Annotated in this window: 14 protein-coding genes and 1 pseudogene; 6 read left to right on the top strand and 9 right to left on the bottom strand. The window is 46.0% G+C overall.

What is annotated here, in order from left to right:
* Positions 1-84: 84 nt before the first annotated feature.
* Both FJQ87_RS07235 and FJQ87_RS07230 read right to left on the bottom strand, forming a co-directional pair.
* Complete coding sequence (locus FJQ87_RS07235) at positions 85-975, bottom strand: autotransporter outer membrane beta-barrel domain-containing protein (protein ID WP_240778865.1); 891 nt, start codon at positions 973-975, stop codon at positions 85-87.
* Between the two features lie 155 nt (positions 976-1,130).
* The gene (locus FJQ87_RS07230; RefSeq protein WP_140931933.1) at positions 1,131-1,769 is read right to left on the bottom strand and encodes a TetR/AcrR family transcriptional regulator; all 639 of its coding nucleotides are present in this window, start codon (positions 1,767-1,769) and stop codon (positions 1,131-1,133) included.
* A 124-nt stretch (positions 1,770-1,893) separates the two neighbouring features.
* On the opposite strand from FJQ87_RS07230, the gene FJQ87_RS07225 reads away from it, so the two are divergent.
* Positions 1,894-3,099 carry an efflux RND transporter periplasmic adaptor subunit gene (locus FJQ87_RS07225; RefSeq protein ID WP_240778864.1) on the top strand — a complete coding sequence of 402 codons (1,206 nt, stop codon included), beginning with the start codon at positions 1,894-1,896 and terminating at the stop codon, positions 3,097-3,099.
* Positions 3,100-3,102: 3 nt separating this feature from the next.
* Positions 3,103-6,167 (top strand): annotated as a pseudogene (locus FJQ87_RS07220) (efflux RND transporter permease subunit).
* A gap of 130 nt (positions 6,168-6,297) precedes the next feature.
* Here FJQ87_RS07220 and FJQ87_RS07215 read toward each other — a convergent pair.
* The 5 genes from FJQ87_RS07215 to purL all read right to left on the bottom strand — a co-directional run bounded on the left by FJQ87_RS07215 (position 6,298) and on the right by purL (position 15,053).
* Positions 6,298-6,543 (bottom strand): DUF465 domain-containing protein, encoded by a 246-nt coding sequence (locus FJQ87_RS07215; RefSeq protein ID WP_140931931.1) that lies wholly within the window; start codon positions 6,541-6,543, stop codon positions 6,298-6,300.
* A 162-nt stretch (positions 6,544-6,705) separates the two neighbouring features.
* Positions 6,706-6,822, bottom strand: coding sequence for a cytochrome bd-I oxidase subunit CydX (cydX, locus tag FJQ87_RS07210; RefSeq protein ID WP_140931929.1), 117 nt, complete (start codon positions 6,820-6,822; stop codon positions 6,706-6,708).
* A gap of 18 nt (positions 6,823-6,840) precedes the next feature.
* Complete coding sequence (gene cydB / locus FJQ87_RS07205; RefSeq protein WP_140931927.1) at positions 6,841-7,980, bottom strand: cytochrome d ubiquinol oxidase subunit II; 1,140 nt, start codon at positions 7,978-7,980, stop codon at positions 6,841-6,843.
* 21 nt (positions 7,981-8,001) lie between these two features.
* On the bottom strand, positions 8,002-9,567 hold the full coding sequence (locus tag FJQ87_RS07200) for a cytochrome ubiquinol oxidase subunit I (RefSeq protein WP_140931925.1): 1,566 nt from the start codon (positions 9,565-9,567) through the stop codon (positions 8,002-8,004).
* 1,604 nt (positions 9,568-11,171) lie between these two features.
* Positions 11,172-15,053 (bottom strand): phosphoribosylformylglycinamidine synthase, encoded by a 3,882-nt coding sequence (gene purL, locus FJQ87_RS07195; RefSeq protein ID WP_140934028.1) that lies wholly within the window; start codon positions 15,051-15,053, stop codon positions 11,172-11,174.
* A gap of 258 nt (positions 15,054-15,311) precedes the next feature.
* Between purL and mltF the strand changes: the two genes are divergently transcribed.
* A complete protein-coding gene (mltF, locus tag FJQ87_RS07190) occupies positions 15,312-16,766 on the top strand; it encodes a membrane-bound lytic murein transglycosylase MltF (RefSeq protein ID WP_140934027.1) in 1,455 nt (484 codons plus the stop codon).
* Between the two features lie 208 nt (positions 16,767-16,974).
* On the opposite strand, the gene tadA is transcribed toward mltF, so the two are convergent.
* On the bottom strand, positions 16,975-17,499 hold the full coding sequence (gene tadA / locus FJQ87_RS07185) for a tRNA adenosine(34) deaminase TadA (RefSeq protein ID WP_140931923.1): 525 nt from the start codon (positions 17,497-17,499) through the stop codon (positions 16,975-16,977).
* 153 nt (positions 17,500-17,652) lie between these two features.
* Between tadA and FJQ87_RS18685 the strand changes: the two genes are divergently transcribed.
* From FJQ87_RS18685 to FJQ87_RS07175, 3 genes are all read left to right on the top strand, one after another.
* On the top strand, positions 17,653-17,805 hold the full coding sequence (locus FJQ87_RS18685) for a hypothetical protein (protein WP_168195156.1): 153 nt from the start codon (positions 17,653-17,655) through the stop codon (positions 17,803-17,805).
* Positions 17,806-17,814: 9 nt separating this feature from the next.
* Positions 17,815-18,543, top strand: coding sequence for a diguanylate cyclase (locus FJQ87_RS07180; RefSeq protein WP_140931921.1), 729 nt, complete (start codon positions 17,815-17,817; stop codon positions 18,541-18,543).
* A 120-nt stretch (positions 18,544-18,663) separates the two neighbouring features.
* Positions 18,664-19,983, top strand: a complete 1,320-nt coding sequence (locus tag FJQ87_RS07175) for an IS4 family transposase (protein ID WP_140930444.1) — start codon at positions 18,664-18,666, stop codon at positions 19,981-19,983.
* A 74-nt stretch (positions 19,984-20,057) separates the two neighbouring features.
* Here the strand turns inward: FJQ87_RS07175 and guaA are convergent, their stop codons facing one another.
* Positions 20,058-21,635 (bottom strand): glutamine-hydrolyzing GMP synthase, encoded by a 1,578-nt coding sequence (gene guaA / locus FJQ87_RS07170; RefSeq protein ID WP_140931919.1) that lies wholly within the window; start codon positions 21,633-21,635, stop codon positions 20,058-20,060.
* Positions 21,636-21,699 lie beyond the last annotated feature (64 nt).

Genomic DNA, 21,699 nt, shown 5'->3' with positions numbered 1-21,699 from the left:
TTGCGCCCACTGAATCAGCGCATCAAAACCCATTAGGTTATCTAAACACTAAGGTTTACATCAAATACTTACACTATTGCACCATTAAAACTTCACTTCAAAGGCCAAGGCGCCGCCCGCTTGATTGCTAATGTCGAGTTTGACAGCCGGAACATTAACTTCCATTTCGCCGCCAAAGTAATAACCAAGATAAGCGTTAATATTTACTTTTGGGCTTAACTCCCAACCAGCGCGCACAAAGCCAACCCATTCATCAATTTGCAGTGTTTGCTTATTAGCGTCTAGCAATAAAATACGTTGTGTTCGCCGCGAGCTCCCTACGCCAAATTGCCAATCGCTGCTGGCTTGATAACTCACTTCAAGGCCCGCAGGACCACTAAAGCCGGTTTCAAATGGGTTCGCCAATTGCCAATTTTCAGCCAATTGCCAGCGCACCGCGATATAAGGAATGGTTTGCACTTCATCAATATCATTTAAATAGGCCACACCTAGGCCCAAAATATTACCATCCTCGAAGCGATACATGGCCGAAGTCACGACGCCATAACTCATGGCCTCTGACGTACTGGCAGTATTGGCTGCGGCAAATTGCACTTTAGGGGCCAGCAAAAAAATCCAATGCTCATCCATGCGGTAACTGAGCGATAAACCTAAGTTGTAGCGATTAATGCTATTAAAACTATTAACGCTATTGGCAATGAGCGGCGCGCCGCGCATGAGTGATTGCCAGCGGTATCCTAAGCTGTCGTAGCCGATACTGGCGCCCATTGACCATTGACGCGATAAAGGCATTTTCGCACTTAAGCCAAACTGATAAGCACTGCGTTTAAGTTGATCTTGGCCGACATAGGCTTCTTGAGTGGTAATGCTACTGACTGAAAAAGTAAACGGGCTATACTGTGGCCCATTGGCCCATGCGGCGGGAGCCAGCAGGCTTGCTGCTGTCATACCGAGTAACAAGAGTCGCGCTGGCATTATTCTTGTTTGATGAGATCGCGCAAAAATCATTGTTCCCGTCCTATGTTGGGGCATAAATCCCTCAGTCTTAATTCAAAGCTGTTACTCAACAACTATTACTCAGAATACATATTCAAGATTAACAGTAAGTTACTCTAAGCATTTACATGGCACTAATTTGGCGCGCCCTCATAAGCGCGCAAAAACATAGTAGCGGTTTCATCAATATATTGCTGCCTTTGCTCGGCACTATCACTAATAGTTAACCCCAATTCCATCTGCATTTTTTGTTCGCCAAATAGCATTAAACACAAGCGCACCGCGGCATGATGACAATCACCAAAGTGATACGAGCCATGCAATTCAACTTGCTGTAAATAGTGGCTTAATAAGCCGACGATATGCTTAGGCCCAGCCTCATAAAACAGCGCTGAAATTTCAGGATGACTGTCAGATTGCGCCACGCAGGCTTTAAATACAGCAACGGCTTCAGGGCTAATAATCATAGCCGCAAAGGCTTGGCAAAAATGACGAATGGAAGATTCAACTTGCTTAGGATCTTTAAGCAAATCACCAGTTAACTGATGGATAGCGCACTTAGCGCCAATGGCGGCCACAAATAATTCATCTTTACTACCAAAGTGGGCATAGACAGTTTGCTTAGAAACATCAGCCTGTTTAGCCACTTGGCTCATGCTGGTTTGGCTAAAACCTTTAACACAAAACAGCGTCATAGCAGCATCTAGGATTTGCTGCCGCTTAGTATCGCTGCGATTGGGATGATGTGTGTGAGCCTGATTGCTAAGTTCCATGAACAACCTATACGAATACACAATTAACACTACTTTTTAACAAAATAGACTAGACAGTCCAGTCTTGTCAAACTAGACTTGCAAGTCTAGTTAACCAATTTGCAACATCTATGGTGCCGCCATCATGTCAAACATTCAGCCAAGAGTGAAAGCGCTATCCATGAGCATCAAATCTTCACTGGCCCTATTGGCAAGCTTGAGCTTAAGTGCCTGTTTGTTTGGCTGCCAACCTGAGGTAATTGCTGTCACTATTAAACCTGCGGTACCTGTTACTAGCGAAGTGCTTACCCAAGTCTCAGGCTACGAGCAGCAACAGCAATATACAGGCACAGTGCGCGCCGCTAACACCACTGACATAGGCTTTGAGCAACCGGGGAAAATTGAACTACTCAGTGTGGATAGCGGTGATAGCGTGAAACGTCATCAAGTGCTCGCGCGCCTTGATACCCGCGTATTGCAAGCCATGGAGCGCGAATTACAAGCGGCGCTCGCGCAAAATCAAATTGATATCGACTTAGCCAAGCGCACCGTCTCGCGCTCCAATCAATTAAAGAACTCACAATACATTGCTGAGCAGCAATTTGATGAATTGCAAAGCCGCGTTGATAAGTTACTCGCCAATCAACGCCAGCAAACAGCTAACTTACAGCGCATTCAATTGCAGCTGGAAAAGTCAGTATTAACTGCACCATTTGATGGTGTAGTGGCGCAAAAATTTGCCAATCTTGGCGAAGTCGTCAATCAAGGCAACGCCATTTTTACCTTAATTGGTCAAAACCAGCCGACCGCTTATATCGGCGTACCAAGCCAAGTATCTTCTAAATTGAGTGTCGGCCAAACCTTACCACTCACAGTGGGCGAACAGCATTTTGCTGGCGTGCTGGCGGGCATTAGCGGCGAGCTTAATCCCATTAGCCGCACGGTTGAACTAAGAATTACCTTGCCCCAAGATGCCACTGTCTATAATGGCGAGCTTGCCTATCTCACCTCTGCTTCTTGGACAGCAACCCCTGGGTTTTGGGTGCCCATTGGCGCGCTCACCGATGGTATTCGTGGGCGCTGGAATATTTTAGCCTTAGTGCAACCAACGCCTGCAGCGACAGAAACTGAGTTAGAGCAAACACAGCCACAACCACAATTACAGCCAAATGTCGCAACGACGCCCACCAACCATTGGCTGATTGAACGGCGTGATGTCCATATTTTATATAGTCATAACGACAAAGCTTATATCACAGGGGCAATAACGGCTGGTGAGCAAATTGTGACGGCAGGGCAACATAAGTTAGTCAGCGGTCAAGCCGTCACGCCTTCGCGCATCAAGGGGTAAGCCATGGTTAATACGCTGATTAATAACGGCAGGCTTACGAGTCTTATCATAGCCATATTGATAGTGGCAGGGCTTGGCGCCTTAGTTAGCTTACCGCGCATGGAAGACCCGCATATCACTAACCGCTTTGCCTCAGTGATCACTCACTATCCTGGTGCTTCTGCCGAGCGCGTTGAAGTGCTAGTCACTGAAATTATTGAGACTCAGTTACGGCGAGTGGAGGAAGTTAAACTCATCCAATCCACCTCGCGCCCAGGCATTTCTGTCATTCAACTTGAACTTAAAGATACAGTCACAGATACAGACCCTGTGTGGTCAAGGGCACGAGACTTATTAGCCGATACCGCCGCGAGACTACCGACCGACGCAGGACATGCCATTCTTAACGATCAGTTTGGTTACGCCAACACTGTGATTTTTGGCTTAAGCTGGCAAGGCGACACGGCCAGTGAAGACAGTATTGCCATAGTCACCCGCTACGCTAAAGAGCTAGAGCACAGATTACGCTTAGTTTCAGGTACAGATTTTGTAAGCCTTTATGGCGACCCCAAAGAAGAGATTTTAGTCGAGCTTAATGGCAGTCAACTTAACCGCTTAGGTTTAACCCCTGGAGCTGTTGCCGCTATTTTGCAGCGCGCAGACTCTAAAATTGCCGCCGGTGAAATTAATAACCTGCATTTTCGCGCCTTGATTGAAGTGTCTGGCGAACTTGATTCAGTCACCCGCATCTCGCAAGTGCCGTTAAAAATCACCGACGATGGCCAAGTGATTCGACTTAACGATGTCGCTAACATTAGTCGCGCCCTGAAAACCCCGCTCAATGATCTAGCCTTGCTAGAAGGTGAAAGCGGCGTAATGATAGGCGCGCGTATGCTAAATAATACTCGGGTTGATCATTGGTTAGATGCAGTGCGCGCTACTGTGACTGATTTTGAACAAGCACTGCCTGCCAATATCAAGGTCGATTGGTTATTTGAGCAAGGCAGCTATACCAACATACGTTTGGGCGACTTAGTCATTAGCTTGACTCAAGGCTTCTTTCTAATCTTACTCGTTTTACTGCTCACCCTAGGTTTAAGAAATGCCTTAATCGTGGCCGTGTCTTTGCCATTAACTGTACTGTTTACACTAGTCTGTATGCAGCTAGTCTCCCTGCCCATACATCAAATGTCGGTGACAGGATTAGTAGTGGCCCTCGGCATTATGGTCGACAATGCCATAGTGATAGTTGATGCAATTGCGCAGCGCCGGCGCGAAGGCCAAAGCGCGATTGATGCTGTTCGCAATACCTTAAAGCACTTATGGGTACCATTAGCAGGCTCCACTATTACTACTATGCTGGCCTTTGCACCGATAGTCTTAATGCCAGGGGCCGCGGGCGAGTTTGTCGGCGGCATAGCCATTACCGTTATTGTGTCACTGCTTGGCTCTTATATAATCTCCCACACCTTAATCGCTGGACTTGCCGGCCGCTTTGGCAGTAAAGAGCAGCAAACCGCTTGGTATCAACAAGGCCTAGAGATGCCAAGGGTAAGACAAGCTTTCCATAAAAGTTTAGCCATAGCATTGCAGCGGCCGATAGCCTCAGCGCTCATTATTGGGTTATTGCCACTCTCAGGCTTTTTCGCCGCGGGCAAAATGACGGAGCAATTTTTCCCGCCATCCGATCGCGACATGTTTCAAATTGAGATCTATTTTCCATCCCATCATAGCGTCGCTGCCAGTGCTAACGAAATTATGACTATGGATAAGGAACTTCGCAGCAACCCAGATATTATGCGGATAGATTGGATGGTCGGCGGTAATACTCCCTCTTTTTATTACAACTTGACCCAAAGGCAAAACGGCGCAGCAAATTACGCCCAGCCATGGTGAAAGTTGAGAGTGGCGAAGTAGCCAATCGCTTAATCCCTATGCTGCAACAGCAGTTAGATGCTAACTACCCCAATGCCATGGTATTAGTGCGAACTCTGGAGCAAGGCCCTCCCTTTAATGCCCCCATAGAAGTCAGAATTTATGGACCCAATTTAGATACCCTCAATACCCTTGGCGAGGACATTCGCCAAATTTTGGCCAAGCATCCACAAGTGTTGCAAAGCCGCGGCACCCTAAGCGCTGGCACGCCAAAATTGTGGTTAGATATCAATGAAGATGCGAGTTTAATCAGTGGGCTCGACTTAACGACCATAGCCAATCAAATTCAAATGGCAACCACAGGCGTGATTGGTGGCAGTGTGTTAGAAACCACGGAATCTTTGCCGGTAAGAGTGCGGCTTGATCAACTCACCCGCAGTGATGAGCGCGCCTTAATGGATGTCAATTTAACCTCGGTAAATGGCACCAATATTCCACTGAACGCCTTAGCCACTATGAAGATAGAATTAAGTCGCGGCGCCATTACCAGACGTGATGGTCATCGCCTTAACACCATAGAAGCTTATATTGTCAGCGGCGTGCTACCTGCCAAGGTGCTGCAAGATATTATCCCTGCCATTAATCAATTATCTATCCCAAGCGGATATAGGTTCGAAATAGGCGGTGAAAGCGCCAAACGCAATGAAGCGGTAGGCAATTTAATGTCGAGCCTAGTGTTAGTGCTCACGGCCTTATTAGCGACCTTAATACTCTCTTTTAACTCATACCGTATGGCACTGATTATCCTGTTAAGTGCGGTGCAATCGGCAGGTTTAGGGCTGCTATGCGTCTATGTGTTTGGTTACCCTTTTGGCTTTACTGTCATTGTGGCGCTGTTAGGGCTCATGGGACTTGCCATTAACGCGGCGATTATCATATTGGCAGAGCTGCAAGAAATCGCGCCACATGAGCTAACTAGCAGCAAGATTATTGAGGCAGTGAGTAGCTGTGGTCGCCATATAGCGTCCACCACTATATCGACTGTGGGTGGTTTTTTGCCGTTAATCTTTGCAGGTGGCGGCTTCTGGCCGCCCTTTGCCATCGCCATTGCTGGCGGCACTTTACTGACCACCTTAATTTCACTGATTTGGGTGCCTGTGATTTACTCGCTATGGGTTAAACCTAAAACACAAAATCAGCCAGCATTGGCCTAGTTAACAGGGACTCACCTAATTGAACGCAACTAGCCTAATAGCGCCAATGGGAATGGTTTAAAAGACGCAGGGATAACGCTAGCAAGTAAATCATTCACCATAAAAAAGGGCCCGTTTGGGCCCTGGTGAGTTAACCCGCTTTAGAGTGCAAGATGCCATAAAGCTCATCTTTTAACGCCACACGTTCGGATTTTAATTTCAGAAAGTTCGCATCTGAGGTCGGTATATTGGCAAGTTCTAGGCTGCGGATTTTATTATCTAATGTATTGTATTGCCTTGTTAGCTCAGCAAATCCTGCAAGGCTTAGTTTCAGTTCATCGATTAATGCTTGGTACTGCGGAAATTCAAGATTTAGCGCATGGCTCTCACCTAACATAACTCACTCCTCTACTAACCTACTGTGGTTTGACTAATACTCACTATGCCATTGCCTCGGCACGCCTGAATTAGCCTAGCAGTTAACCCGCTAAAGGCAAAAATCATAACATCCAGATAATAAAAAACCCGCACTAGGCGGGTTTTTAGCAGTCACTCTAACTTAGTTATTGTCGTCGCTATTGCGATCCATATTCTCTGTATTCTCAAGCCATAATGCATTGATAATACCGAAAGAACATGCCAACAAAATGCCGAGTATCCAAGTAAAATACCACATAGTTTCGCTATCCTTTTATCAATACAAAGACGTTGAGTTATCTTCGATGTGCTTACGGCTTAAGCGGCCATACATCTTGATGTAAGTCCACACAGTGTAACCCAGTACAATCGGTACGAAGATAATCGCAGCAAATGTCATCACAGTTAAGGTCATTTGCGATGCGGTAGAATCCCACATGGTCAAGCTTATGTTCGGATCCAGTGATGATGGCATCAAGAATGGGAACATAGCCGCGCCACAAGTTAAGATAACCGCAGCAATCGCCACTGAACTGAACAAGAAGGCAAAACCACTACGGTTCAGGCGGCTAACAATTAATACCAGTAATGGCATCAGCATACCTAACGCAGGGAACAGCATAGTGATTGGGTACTTGTCATAGTTAGCTAACCAAGCGCCAGCAGCAACCACTACTGTCTTCTTGGTAGGATCTGATGCTGCGGCAGTATCAATCACAGAAGTGATGACATAACCGTCAATACCATTAGCTAACCAGAAACCGGCCGCGCCAAACAGCACGAACAAGGCAATAGCAGCTAACTGAGCCGCTTTCGCAGCACGAGCACGCAATTCGCCTTCGGTCTTCATTTGTAACCAAGTGGCGCCTTGCATCATAAACATGCTAACGCTAACTAAGCCGGCTAATAATCCAAACGGATTCAGCAGACCAAAGATGTTGCCATGGTAATAAGCACGTAAGAATTGGTCGAACTCAAAAGGTACGCCCAGTAACAAGTTGCCAAAAGCGACACCTATGATCAGCGGCGGTACAAAACCACCCACGAACAAGGCCCAATCCCATGACTTACGCCATCTTGGATCTTCAATCTTTGAACGATAGTCAAAGCCTACTGGACGCAAGAATAAAGCGAACAACACTATCATCATCGCCAGATAGAAACCTGAGAACGATACCGCGTACACGGTTGGCCAAGCAGCGAATAATGCACCCGCACCTGTGATTAACCAAACTTGGTTACCATCCCAATGCGGCGCAATGGTGTTAATCATAATACGGCGCTCAGTGTCGTCTTTACCTATGATAGGTAATAATGCACCCACACCCATATCAAATCCGTCTGTGACGGCGAAGCCGATGAGCAACACGCCCACCAAGGCCCACCACACAAATCTCAATAGTTCATAATCAAACATCGTGATTTCCTTATAGATCCGTTACGATTTCGTAGGAGCTAATTGTTCAAAGTGATAACGACCAGTTTTCATGCTGCTTGGGCCAAGGCGCGCAAACTTCAACATTAAGAACACTTCAATCACCAGTAATACGGTATAGAAGAGAGTAATGGTGATGATACTGATCCAGATATCGCTAAGGGTCAGGCTTGAAGCCGACATAAAGGTTGGTAACACCTCAGAGATGGTCCAAGGTTGACGACCGTATTCAGCCACAAACCAACCACACTCAATCGCAATCCAAGGTAATGGCAAGCTGAATAATGCAGCCTTAAGTACCCACTTGTTCTCTTCGATGCGGTGACGCGTGCTCTGCCAGAAGGCGGCGATGAAGACAAACAACATCACAAAACCTAAACCAACCATGACACGGAAAGACCAGAAAATCGGAGCAACTTTCGGGATTGACGACTTAGCTGCAGCAATAATCTGCTCGTCAGTCGCATCGATAATCTTGGCCGTGTACGGCTTAAGTAACATGGCATAGCCAAGGTCATTTTTACCGGCTTCAAACGCAGCACGCACTTCAGGAGTTTCGTTGCCACTACGTAATTGCTCTAACGCTGCATATGCAGGGATACCATTACGAATACGTACTTCGTGCTCTTGAATAAGCTCACGAATACCAGTCACTTGAGTATCTAAAGAACGAGTCGCAATAATTCCCATTACATAAGGAATTTTTATGGCGTAATCGGTTTCCATGGTGTCTTGATTAGGGAAACCAACCACAGTAAAGGCAGCAGGAGCTGGCTCTGTGTGCCATTCAGCTTCCATAGCAGCAAGCTTAACGCGCTGAACTTCGCCAGTTTCGTAACCAGATTCATCACCCAGTACAATCACAGACAGGATTGACGCTAAACCAAAGCTAGCAGCAATCGCAAATGAACGACGAGCAAAAGGTAAATCACGCTTTTTCAGAATGTAGTAAGCACTGATGGCCAGAACAAACATAGCGCCAGCAACATAACCAGACGCCACAGTATGAACAAACTTAACCTGGGCTACCGGGTTAAACAGCACATCAGCGAAACTGGTCATTTCCATACGCATGGTTTCGTAGTTGAACGTTGAACCCACTGGGTTTTGCATCCAACCGTTAGCTACCAAGATCCACAAGGCTGACAAGTTACTGCCAAGGGCCACTAACCAAGTCACGGCTAAATGTTGACGCTTGCTGAAACGATCCCAACCGAAGAAGAACATACCCACGAAGGTCGATTCTAAGAAGAACGCCATCAAGCCTTCAATCGCGAGTGGAGCGCCGAAAATATCACCCACGTAGTGGGAATAGTAAGACCAGTTAGTACCAAACTGGAATTCCATCGCCAAACCTGTAGTAACACCTAAAGCAAAGTTAATACCGAATAACTTACCCCAGAATTTAGTCATGTCCTTATAAATCTGTTTATCTGTCATCACATACAGTGATTCCATGATAGCCAGCAAAAAGGCTAAGCCTAAAGTCAAAGGTACAAACAGGAAGTGATACATAGCTGTTAGCGCGAACTGTAAGCGCGATAGCTCTACAACCTCTTCAACAATCATTTGCGTCTCCTTACTTGGCGAATGTTACTTATATGTAATCAATGCCGTACGTAAGTATTAAAGTCAGAATTTAGTCAGAGTTCACAAATTAATCCCATCTGGAAAACAACCTGACAGATTCAAGTTGCCTCGCACATGGTACCAATTAGCGTCCACAAACCACCCAAAATGTCCTTTGCGAATGCTTAAGCTTTTTTCTCTCGATAACGAGAAGTTTACTCACTTAACGCAGATATAGATCACGATTTCAAACACTTATGAGACATCCATACCTTCATAAGTGCCAGCGCAAAAGTTTTTTATCTATTATTTCAATCACTTAACTTAAGCAACCAAAACAAAATTATACCGATTTTATACCACTGAAGTTTGATGCATATCAATCAAAACCCTGTGTTATCAACTGTTTTTGCGAAGCGACACACACTTCCCTCGACACCGAAGTTGACAAACTTAGTAATATGAGATAGGCGAGCCGAGAAGGGGAAATAAAAAGATCCATTTCAACGGTTACACCATAAATACAGTGCGAACCCTCCATAAATACAAAAATACATATATTTGCAACAATTTCCATAAAGGTAAATTAGGGGATGTCTCTATACCAAATAATACTACCCCTTTAAATACATAAGCTTACACTTAAAAAACATTCACTAAATAAACTTAAGTTAACAATTGGATTAGTTTTACTAATGCTAAAGTGGATTTTTTCTCGTTTGAACACTCAGTGAGCAAAGATTACTATATGCCCCGTGTTAAGGAGACGCTCAAGCACTACCTAAGTATACGTGCTAATGGCTTATTCCGCGCACAATGACCCTAAACTGTGTGGAGAAAATGTCATGACTAAATTATTTGAGCGTTTCATCAATAGCTATAAGCGTGTTTTCGTAGAACTTTATACCGCTAGAGAGCTTTAATCTGGGTTGTTAAACCATTCAAGATTTTGTGTTGTTAGCGCAGCAGTAGCCCTAAGGTGAAGTGTTCACCTTAGGGCTTTTTCATTAATTTGCTACAAGATTGTTACTAAAGCTCACGCGACTAACTCATTAAAACCGCATTAAACCACGCACTTTTGAGTCGCCACAGTACAATAAACCTACCAAACGGTGCTAAATAGCCCCAAAAAATCTAGTTCAAACCCAACCCCTTGCAGTGCTACATTCAAACACCTGTCAGCACAACCGCCTTTATAACTGTCTGCTGCAATTAATGATTCATCAAGCAGTACCAATTTTTTGGCGGCAAACTCAGGTTGGTTAGCCTAATGACCCAGTGTGACAGTCGCGCCCCTTAGCCATTAATACTCAATTATAGGTAAACACCATCAAGCTTTCGCAACCGATTGATAACCTATAGTCCTAAGTGAAAAAGCCGGCAATGTAGTGCGATAACTATTGAAATAAAGTTATGCGATTAAAAAAACATATAAACTCAGCGAATATCACTGTAAACATAGCTAACAAGCTGAAATATAAAACTATAACCACTTACTTTCGTCTCGATTGCTGGCAAAAATCCAATAAAAAAGTGAGCCGCCAAGCTCACTTTTTGTTCACGCCATTCATTGCTAAATAAGTCGATGACTTTAGTCTAAGTTTTTAGCCAATGTTTACCCGCGCATTTCTAAACATGCGCATCCAAGGGCTATCTTCACCCCATTGCTGCGGATGCCATGAGTTAGCCACGGTTCTAAACACACGCTCAGGATGCGGCATCAAAATGGTCACGCGGCCATCTTGGGTCGTCATACCGGTAATGCCATTGACTGAACCATTTGGATTAAGTGGATAACGCTCAGTCACTTGACCTGTGCCATCCACATAACGCAGCGCGACTGTATTACTGGCTTCAGCAGCAAGTAACGCAGCATTTGATGCAAACTCCACTTGGCCTTCACCGTGAGATACCGCAATTGGCATCCGCGAATGAGTCATACCATTGAAGAACAGCGATGGACTAGGCTGCACCTCAACTAAGGCAACACGCGCTTCAAAACGCTCTGAGCGGTTACGCACAAATCTTGGCCAATGCTCGGCGCCAGGAATGATGTCTTTAATGTTAGATAACATTTGACAACCATTACAGATACCTAAGGCAAAGCTATCGTTACGCGCAAAGAACTGACTAAATTGCTCACGGGCGCGATCGTTGAATAAAATCGATTTAGCCCAGCCTTCGCCCGCCCCTAATACGTCGCCGTAAGAGAAACCGCCGCAAGCCACCAGCCCTTGATAATCACTCAGTGCAATACGGCCACGAAGCACGTCTGACATATGTATGTCATGACTCTCAAAGCCTGCGCGATCAAAGGCCGCTGCCATTTCAAGCTGCGAGTTCACGCCTTGTTCGCGCAAAATCGCCATCTTAGGTGCTACGCCCTTGATGATATAAGGCGCCGCTACGTCTTGCTTAGGATCAAAGCGTAAATCCACAGTTAAACCAGGATTGCTCGAATCTTGACGCAATTCATGCTCTTGCTTGGCGCACTCAGGATTATCACGCAATTGCTGCATTCTAAAGCTAGTTTCAGACCAAGCGCCGCGCAGCGCATAAATCGATTGCTCAAACACGCACTCATTGGCGGTGTTAATCACTAACTTGGCATCAGAGTTAAGTTCAGCAACTACTGATACATCAAGACCTTGTGCTTGATACTGCGCCATAATAGCGTCGGCATCAGTGCGTTTGACTTGAATACAAGCGCCTAATTCTTCATTAAATAAAGCAGGGAGAAGCTCGCCGCCTAATACGCTCGCGTCAATTGTCACGCCAGTGTTACCGGCAAACGCCATCTCACATAAGGTAGTGAAAATACCGCCGTCACTACGATCGTGATAAGCCAGCAATCGCCCTTGCTTAAGTAAGGCTTGGGTAACATCAAAGCTCGCGCGCAGTAAACTTGCGCAATCAAGATCTGGCGCTGTATCACCCAGCTCACCATAAACTTGCGCTAAACACGAGCCGCCTAAACGCTGCTGCCCTTTAGCTAAATCAACCAATAAGATGACAGTATCCCCTGCATCGGTTTTAAGCTCAGGCGTTAAGGTTAAGCGAATATCATCAACTACACCAAAGGCGGTGATCACTAACGACATAGGTGAAGTCACGGCTTTTTTCTCACCGTTTTCTTGCCAAGCAGTGCGCATTGACATTGAGTCTTTACCCACAGGAATGGTTAATTCCAGCTGTGGACATAGCTCTTCCCCGATGGCTTTTACCGCTTCATACAAGCCCGCATCTTCACCTGGGTGACCTGCCGCTGACATCCAGTTCGCCGACAATTTAATGCGTTTAAGCGCGCCGATATCGGCAGCACTAATGTTCATAATGGCTTCAGCCACCGCCATACGCGCTGAGGCGCCAAAATCTAACAGTGCAAGCGGCGTGCGCTCACCCATAGACATGGCTTCACCATGGTAGCTATCAAAGCTTGCCGCAGTGACCGCGCAATCGGCGACCGGCACTTGCCATGGGCCGACCATTTGGTCGCGATTGACTAAGCCAGTCACGCTTCTATCACCAATAGTGATTAAGAAGGTTTTATCGGCCACCGTCGGTAAGCTCAACACCCGAGTAACAGCGTCAGCTAATTCGATGCTTGTGGTATCTAAAGCTGGAGATACGGCTTTGGCCGTCTCGGCCTGACGGCTCATTTTAGGCGCTTTGCCTAATAAGACTTCAAGCGGTAAATCAATGGGCTGATTATCAAAGTGCTCATCATTAAGCACTAAGTCTTGCTTAAGCGTAGCTTCACCTACTACAGCAAATGGCGCACGTTCACGCTCGCAAATGGAAGTAAAGGTTGCTAAATGTTCAGGTGCCACCGACATGACATAACGTTCTTGCGATTCATTACACCAAATTTCTAATGGGCTCATACCAAGCTCATCATTTAGCACTTTACGCAGTTCAAACTGAGCGCCGCGGCCGCCATCATTCACCAGCTCTGGTAAGGCATTAGATAAACCGCCGGCGCCAACATCGTGGATAAATTGAATTGGGTTAGCTGCGCCTAACTGCCAGCATCTGTCGATAACTTCCTGACAGCGGCGCTCCATTTCTGGGTTTTCGCGCTGCACTGAAGCAAAATCTAAATCTTCATGGGACTGACCAGAGGCCATAGAGGAAGCTGCGCCGCCGCCAAGACCAATATTCATGGCTGGGCCACCTAACACAATCAGCTTAGCACCGACCGTGATCTCGCCTTTTTGCACATGCTCTTCACGAATATTACCTAAGCCGCCCGCGAGCATAATAGGTTTATGATAACCGCGCACTTCAACACCATTATGGCTGCTGACTTCCTGCTCATAAGTGCGGAAATAGCCAAGCAGTGCCGGACGACCAAATTCATTATTAAAGGCCGCGCCGCCTAATGGACCATCAAGCATGATTTCAAGGGGAGTAACGATTCTATCTGGCTTGCCATAAGCTTGTTCCCACGGCTGTGCAAAGCCTGGAATATTAAGGTTAGACACACTAAAGCCTGTTAACCCCGCTTTTGGCTTAGAGCCGCGCCCTGTTGCGCCTTCATCGCGAATTTCACCGCCTGAACCTGTAGCCGCGCCAGGATATGGACTAATGGCTGTCGGGTGGTTATGAGTCTCAACCTTCATCAACACATGAATTGGCTCAACATGATAACGATACACGCCGTCACTATCAGGGAAGAAACGACCAGCCACAGAACCTGTCATCACCGCGGCGTTATCTTTATAAGCCGATAACACATGCTCAGGATGAGTTTCAAAGGTGTTTTTAATCATTTTAAATAATGATTTTGGCTGCGCGACACCATCAATCGTCCAATCAGCATTGAAGATTTTATGGCGGCAATGCTCTGAGTTTGCTTGGGCAAACATCATTAATTCAATATCGTGCGGATTGCGGCCTAAACGCAGGAAGTTTTCGACTAAATAATCAATTTCATCTTCGGCTAACGCAAGTCCCATCTGCTGATTGGCGCGCACTAACGCATCGCGGCCATCGGCATGAATATCAACGCTTTGATAAGGGGCTGGGCTCGCTTGCATAAACAAGCTTTGTGCTTGACTAAACTCGGCTAACACCACTTCCATCATGCGGTCGTGTAATAAGCTCTTAATTGCCTGCAATTGCAGCGCAGTCACATCGTCCATTACCACATAATAAGCAATACCGCGCTCTAATCGCACAACTTGAGACAAGCCGCAATTATGTGCAATATCAGTTGCTTTTGAAGACCAAGGAGATATGGTGCCAGGACGAGGAGTGACGAATAACAGTTGCCCTTCTGGGGCATGGGGGGCGATGGCTGGGCCGTAAGTTAGGAGTTGAGCGAGTCGCTGTTGGGTTTCATTATCGAGTGGCGAACTGACGTCGGCCAAGTGAATGTATTCTGCATAAATCTGACGTACTGGAAGCTGTGCTTGTTGGCAGGCTTCCATCAGCTTCTGCACCCGAAACTCTGATAAAGCTGGGGCTCCGCGGATGATCTCCATCACTTCTATTCACCTTTATTAATATTTGATTGTAGGGTCAAAGGAGGCGCTATTATAAGGAAACAGGCCGCATAAATCATTAGCCTAGAGCGGACAAACGCCCCTAACTTGTGTTATAAACCCCGCCCTTGGCAGAAAACTATTTCCTGCAATTAAAACATTCCGAAAAACTAGAGTCTAAAGCCCAGAAATGGCTGAATTGTCGAGAAATAACATCCAAATTTGCTTTTTATTTTTGCTGGCGCATTATTAACCATGATGAAAAACCTGCTTACATGGACACTGCCATTATTGGTGTTAGTATGCCTTAGTGCCTGCCAACCGATAGTGGACATTGAACCCCAAGAGTCACCATCTGAAGAGCTCAAGAGCCTAAAGGTGGGAACTGTCTATGGCCGTCAAATTTATATGAACAATGGCCAAGAAATCACAGGGTTTGATTATGAAATGGCAACTATGTTTGCCGACTACCTACAAATCCCGCTCGATATGCAGCCTTACAGTAATCTCGAAGCCCTTTACTCCGCACTCAATAATAAAGAAATCGATATTATTGCGGCCAGCATGACAGATACCCAGTTACGTCGGCTTAATTACCGCATAAGCCCGCCCTTGTACCAAGTAGATCAAGTGCTGGTATATCGACAAGGTGAAAAGAATATCGATAGCATAGCGAATATTAACGGCAAATTGACTGTGCTTTCAGATTCCGCCTATGTTGAAACCTTATTGGAGATGCAAAAAGAAAACCCTAAACTCAGTTGGCAAACCACCAATGAGCAAGACATTGATGAATTACTGCAGATGATTGCGGATAAAACCATTGATTACACCATAGCGGACAGTAGCGCCCTGCAAATTAATCGCCGTTTTTTACCTGAACTGCGCGCAGGCCCAACGCTGCAAACCGGTCAAAACATAGTCTGGTTACTCCGCCCTAAAGGCAGCGATGCCTTAATGGCAAAACTGTTGGGGTTTTGGGATCAAGAACAAAGCAACGGCACCTTAGCCCGCTTGCAAGAACGTTATTTTGGCCATGTAGAGCGCTTTGATTATGTCGATACCCGCGCCTTTATCCGCGCCGTTGAAAACAGGTTGCCAGTCTATCGTCCATTATTTGAAAAATACGCCGATGCCTTAGATTGGCGCAAATTAGCCGCTACCGCGTATCAAGAATCTCACTGGGATCCTAGAGCGCGCTCCCCAACAGGCGTACGCGGCATGATGATGCTCACCCTCCCCACCGCCAAGCAAATGGGTATAGAAAACCGTCTCGATGCCGAGCAAAGCATTCAAGGCGGCGCTAAGTACTTATTGGATATTCTAAATCGACTGCCAAGCACCATACCTGAAGATCAACGCATGTGGTTTGCACTCGCGTCATACAATATTGGCATGGGACATGTAGAAGATGCGCGTAAGCTTACCGAGTCTATGGGCAAAAATCCCAATGCTTGGACGGATGTCAAACAAGTGCTGCCCTTGCTACAAAAGCGCCAATATTATAGTAAAACCCGCTACGGTTATGCTCGGGGTAATGAAGCGGCGCATTATGTTGATAATATTCGCCGTTATTATGACACCTTGATTTGGCTTGATAATCAGCAAAATCAAAAGCTCGAACAGCAAGCACAAGCTGACTTCAATGACTTAGAAGCGCCCTTACCTTTATTGCCAAGTGCAGAGGAAGAAATTATTCTGCCAGTGAATTAATGTCGTAAGCTACCCATGCGCTAGCGCTAGCTGTAACGCTCTTGATATTGCTATCAGGGCTAACACTTGCTAGTGTTAGCCCGTTGAGCTTAGACATTAAGGTAAAATATGAAACGTAGATCAATAAATAATGCTTCAGCTCGTCGCCGTACCCTGCGAAAATCGAGACAGCAACGCATTTTACATCGTCATAATCAGTTTTTTAATTTCATTCAGACTCAGGATTAATACTTTTCAATTTCAATAATTGTTCGGCTTTTTTCTCACGTCGACGCCGCTGAAAAAACGCACTCACTTGGGCGCTACACTCAGCGGCAAGTACACCTGATGTCACTTCCAACTGATGATTAAACGGGCTATGTTGCACTAAGTTAACTTGGCTGCCAGCCGCGCCGGTTTTAAGATCGTGAGCCCCAAACACTAAACGAGCTACCCTGGCATGCACCATAGCGCCAGCGCACATAGAACAAGGCTCTAACGTCACATATAAGGTTGTATCAGGTAAGCGGTAGTTATCTAGCACCTGCCCCGCCGCGCGCAAACATTGAATTTCCGCATGAGCCGAGGCATCGTTTAAGGTAATGCTGAGGTTGTAACCGCTAGCAATGAGTTGATCGTCTCTCACCAAAACCGCCCCCACCGGCACTTCACCGCGCAATTCTGCCCGCTTAGCTATCTCGATTGCCAAACGCATCCATTTTTTATCTTGTTGATCTTGAAGAGTGATATTCATGATTCTTGGTATCTATTCGCCATAACTTCAGTATATCGCGTTTTCAATGCTTGCCTAAACCTTTGCTTAGCCTAAGAAGGTGAGTACTCATTAACAAGCATCTACACTTAAAAACAAGCCACTAGGGGCCAACGTCTGTTTAGGAAACTTGTTATGTGGGCATCGTGGCCAATAGCGTTAGTGTTAATCACTATTATCGATGTGGCGCTACTGGCTGCGACCACGGAATTGTCGCCATGGCAAAATGTCGATGGCGGAAGTCATAGCCTAACTATTCTGTGCTTACTGATAAGTTTAACTGTGTAGTTAGGCTTATTGCTGCAAGCCAAAAAGTTAAGCGCTTATCCGCACATTTATTCCAATTTCACCTTAGGCGCATCTGGCCTTTATATAGCTAATCTCTTGTATTTATTTGATAATACCTTTGTTATTAGCCTGGCGTATTTTGATTTTTTCCCACTTGTATTTGCTATGCTTGGCGGCATTACTTTAAGTCAGGGCTGTTACCGTTTAATTCAATCTATGCAAGTTCAGGGGCAGCTCATTGGCAAAATGAGTCAGCAAGATTTACGCAGTAAAGTCAGTCAACACGCCAAGCTCTATCAAACCCGTAAATCATTAACATCAGCACCATCGTCCACCTCAATCAGCAAGGTCGCCATCCTGCTGATTGCCATAGATAAATTCGATAGCATTGAAAAGGAGCTCGGCATCAATGCGGCGCAGTTTGTGCAATTAAGCTTATCGCAAATTGTCACTGAAAATATTAGGCAGCAAGACTGGTTATCACCGCTGGAACCTGGCTGGTTATTAGTGTATTTACCCAATATGGCGCTAACGGACGTTAACCTTAAGGCGCAACATTTGCGCTTATTAGTCACAGACGAGTTCATTCATTTTAGCGGCCAACCGCTGCGTATCACGTTGAGCATTGCTTATGGCGAGATAGCAGAGCAAGCACTAGCAGATGTGGTGACGGCAGCTAAATCGCAAATCCTGAGCGATTGCGCGCAAGGCAATAAAGTCGTACCAATAAGCTTGTGAACATAAAATTGTGGCCATAAAAAAGGAAGCCTAAGGCTTAATGCCGATCGTTTTAAGTAGTTGAACGATCTTTCAAGGGCTTCATAATCAGCCGCAACCTAAGTTGCAGCTGATTTTTTTATGTCTGAATTTTCTAAAGAGCTACTCGTTACCGCTGAATTTTTCCAAGCGCAAGATATTGATGTATTCGCCAAACATGTTCCCATGGATTGGGTGGCTGAGGCTGTGCAACAAACTGGCAGGGCCTCGCTTCGAACCCGCCGTTTCCCTGCAGAGCAAGCTGTTTGGTTGGTTCTAGGCATTGGTTTGATGCGTAACCGCTCGATTCAGCAAGTCTGTGATACGCTCTCACTGGCATTTCCCGACTCCAAGGGGGAGCTCCCGCCACTGGCGACCAGTAGTATCATCAAAGCCAAAGAAAAGTTGGGTTCAGAGCCCATGCGTTATCTGTTCAAAACAACCGCTGCACAGTGGGAAACACAGTGCGAATTTGATGAGATAGCGGGATTGAAATTGCTCAGTGTTGATGGGACGTATTTTAAGACGCATAACACTGAAGAAAACCATCACTTTGGCTTTGCACAAAGCACGGCTTCTTTTCCCTCTGTGCTGGCGGTCACCTTAATGTCTACTCGTAGCCACTTACTTTCTGATGCGGCTTTCGGGCCTGTTACCCACAGTGAAATTCACTATGCACAGCAATTGGTTGGCTCAGCTCCCGAGAATTCGCTCACGTTGTTTGACCGTGGGTTTATGTCTGCCGAATTGCTCATCAGCTGGCAAGGAAGCGGTGCAAACACCCATTGGTTAACCCCGATAAAGTCTAAGACCCGCTATCAAATTATCGAGTCATTCTCAGAGTATGACCATCTGGTTGAGATGCCGGTATCACCCCAAGCTAAACAGCAAGCGCCTTATCTGGGGGAGAGCTGGCAAGCCCGCCTTATCCTTATTCCGTCACCCAAAGGTGATATCAAAGGGTTTATCACGTCCTGCCTATGCCCCAACAGCTATCCAGTGAACGATTTACTCAAGGTGTATTGGCAGCGATGGGAGATAGAGAGGGGTTATGGTGAGCTAAAGCAATATCAACTGGAAAATAAACCTGTCCTGCGCAGTAAGAAGAAGGATGGGGTGTATCAAGAATTATGGGGGATCTTAACGACCTACAATATTGTTCGGCTAGAGATGGCCGCAATGGCAGTGCAGCATAAAGTTGAGCCACAGAGGATAAGTTTCATTAATGCTCTGTTTTTAATACAGGATGAGTTTGGTTGGAGTGACAGAGGGAGTCCGGGAGCGATCCCACAGCACTTAAAACGACTGAGGGAAAATGGCAAAAGGTTGATTTTACCCCCAAAGAGGAAGCGGCCCAGCTACCCGCGTGTGGTGCTAAAGAAAACAGTGAAATATCCAAGTAAAAATGCCACTCGCTCTTAAGCGAGTGGCATTAAGCCTAAGGCTTCCTTTTTAGTTTTAGCGTTGATAGCGATTAAGCATTCTCAGGCTTGGGATTATTCCCATTCAATAGTTGCAGGCGGCTTACCAGAAATATCATAAACCACGCGCGAAATACCATTCACTTCATTAATGATGCGATTTGATACTCGGCCTAAGAAGTCATAAGGCAGATGTGCCCAATGCGCTGTCATAAAGTCGATGGTTTCAACGGCGCGCAGTGACACCACCCAATCATACTTACGACCATCGCCCATCACGCCCACTGAACGTACTGGTAGGAACACAGTAAAGGCTTGGCTCACCTTGTTGTACAAATCAGCGTTGTGCAATTCTTCAATGAAGATGGCATCGGCGCGGCGCAGTAAATCACAGTATTCTTTTTTCACTTCGCCAAGAACGCGCACACCTAAGCCTGGGCCTGGGAATGGGTGACGGAACAGCATGTCGTATGGCAGACCGAGTTCCAGACCGATTTTGCGTACTTCATCTTTAAACAATTCGCGCAGAGGTTCTACTAAGCCCATTTCCATATCAGCAGGTAAACCACCCACGTTATGGTGCGACTTAATCACATGGGCTTTACCTGTGGCGCTGCCAGCAGATTCAATCACATCTGGATAAATAGTGCCTTGCGCTAACCATTTAGCATTGGCGCATTTTGAGGCTTCTTCATCAAAGATTTCAACAAATACACGGCCAATGATCTTACGCTTAGCTTCTGGATCGTTTTCGCCCGCTAATGCATCAAGAAAACGCATTTCTGCGTCAACATGCACTATGTTGAGGCCAAAATGATCGCCAAACATATCCATCACTTGCTGTGCTTCATTGAGGCGTAATAAGCCGTTATCAACAAATACACAAGTAAGCTTTGAACCGATAGCGCGGTGCAGCAGCATAGCCGTCACAGATGAATCTACGCCGCCTGATAAACCTAAAATAACTTCATCATCGCCAATTTGCTCTTTTAAGCGCGCAACGGCATCTTCAATGATAGAGGCAGGTTTCCACACGGCTTCACAACCACAAATTGAGAGTGTGAATTGCTCAAGCATTCTCAATCCTTGACGGGTATGAGTGACTTCAGGGTGGAATTGCACGCCATAAAAACGCTTTTCTTCGTTAGCCATGGCCGCAAATGGACAGGTCAAAGTCTTAGCAACTTGCACGAATCCTGCTGGGATTTCAGCCACTTTATCGCCATGACTCATCCACACGTCTAACAGAGAATTACCTGAATCACTGATGCCATCTTCAATATTGGCAAACAGTTTACAGTCACTCAGCATTTCGACCTGAGCATAACCGAATTCACCTTCACCTACGCCTTGAATAACCTTGCCGCCTAACTGCTCTGACATGGTTTGCATGCCATAGCAAATACCTAAAACAGGTACACCAGCATTGAACACATATTCAGGCGCTCGCGGTGAATTGGCTTCAGTCACACTTTCAGGACCACCGGCTAAGATAATGCCGCTTGGCGCAAATTCACGAATTTGCGCTTCAGTCACATCCCAAGCCCACAATTCACAATACACGCCAATTTCACGTACACGACGGGCAATCAGCTGAGTGTACTGAGAACCGAAATCTAAGATCAAAATCTTGTGCTGATGAATATCAGTCATGGTCTACCTTCAATAATTGGTTTCGCTCTTTAGCAGAGCCAAATACGAGTTAACTACAGGATTA

The organism is Shewanella sp. SNU WT4 (assembly GCF_006494715.1).
Taxonomy (GTDB): Bacteria; Pseudomonadota; Gammaproteobacteria; order Enterobacterales; family Shewanellaceae; genus Shewanella.
Note: the sequence above shows the minus strand (reverse complement) of the source record. Positions and strands in the feature narration are given on the sequence as shown.

Bases quoted from the DNA above. Each gene is read 5' to 3' on its own strand.
- FJQ87_RS07235 (WP_240778865.1), bottom strand. From the start codon at position 975: ATGCCAGCGCGACTCTTGTTACTCGGTATGACAGCAGCAAGCCTGCTG.
- FJQ87_RS07230 (WP_140931933.1), bottom strand. From the start codon at position 1,769: ATGGAACTTAGCAATCAGGCTCACACACATCATCCCAATCGCAGCGAT.
- FJQ87_RS07225 (WP_240778864.1), top strand. From the start codon at position 1,894: ATGTCAAACATTCAGCCAAGAGTGAAAGCGCTATCCATGAGCATCAAA.
- FJQ87_RS07215 (WP_140931931.1), bottom strand. From the start codon at position 6,543: ATGTTAGGTGAGAGCCATGCGCTAAATCTTGAATTTCCGCAGTACCAA.
- cydX (WP_140931929.1), bottom strand. From the start codon at position 6,822: ATGTGGTATTTTACTTGGATACTCGGCATTTTGTTGGCATGTTCTTTC.
- cydB (WP_140931927.1), bottom strand. From the start codon at position 7,980: ATGTTTGATTATGAACTATTGAGATTTGTGTGGTGGGCCTTGGTGGGC.
- FJQ87_RS07200 (WP_140931925.1), bottom strand. From the start codon at position 9,567: ATGATTGTTGAAGAGGTTGTAGAGCTATCGCGCTTACAGTTCGCGCTA.
- purL (WP_140934028.1), bottom strand. From the start codon at position 15,053: ATGGAGATCATCCGCGGAGCCCCAGCTTTATCAGAGTTTCGGGTGCAG.
- mltF (WP_140934027.1), top strand. From the start codon at position 15,312: ATGAAAAACCTGCTTACATGGACACTGCCATTATTGGTGTTAGTATGC.
- tadA (WP_140931923.1), bottom strand. From the start codon at position 17,499: ATGAATATCACTCTTCAAGATCAACAAGATAAAAAATGGATGCGTTTG.
- FJQ87_RS18685 (WP_168195156.1), top strand. From the start codon at position 17,653: ATGTGGGCATCGTGGCCAATAGCGTTAGTGTTAATCACTATTATCGAT.
- FJQ87_RS07175 (WP_140930444.1), top strand. From the start codon at position 18,664: ATGTCTGAATTTTCTAAAGAGCTACTCGTTACCGCTGAATTTTTCCAA.
- guaA (WP_140931919.1), bottom strand. From the start codon at position 21,635: ATGACTGATATTCATCAGCACAAGATTTTGATCTTAGATTTCGGTTCT.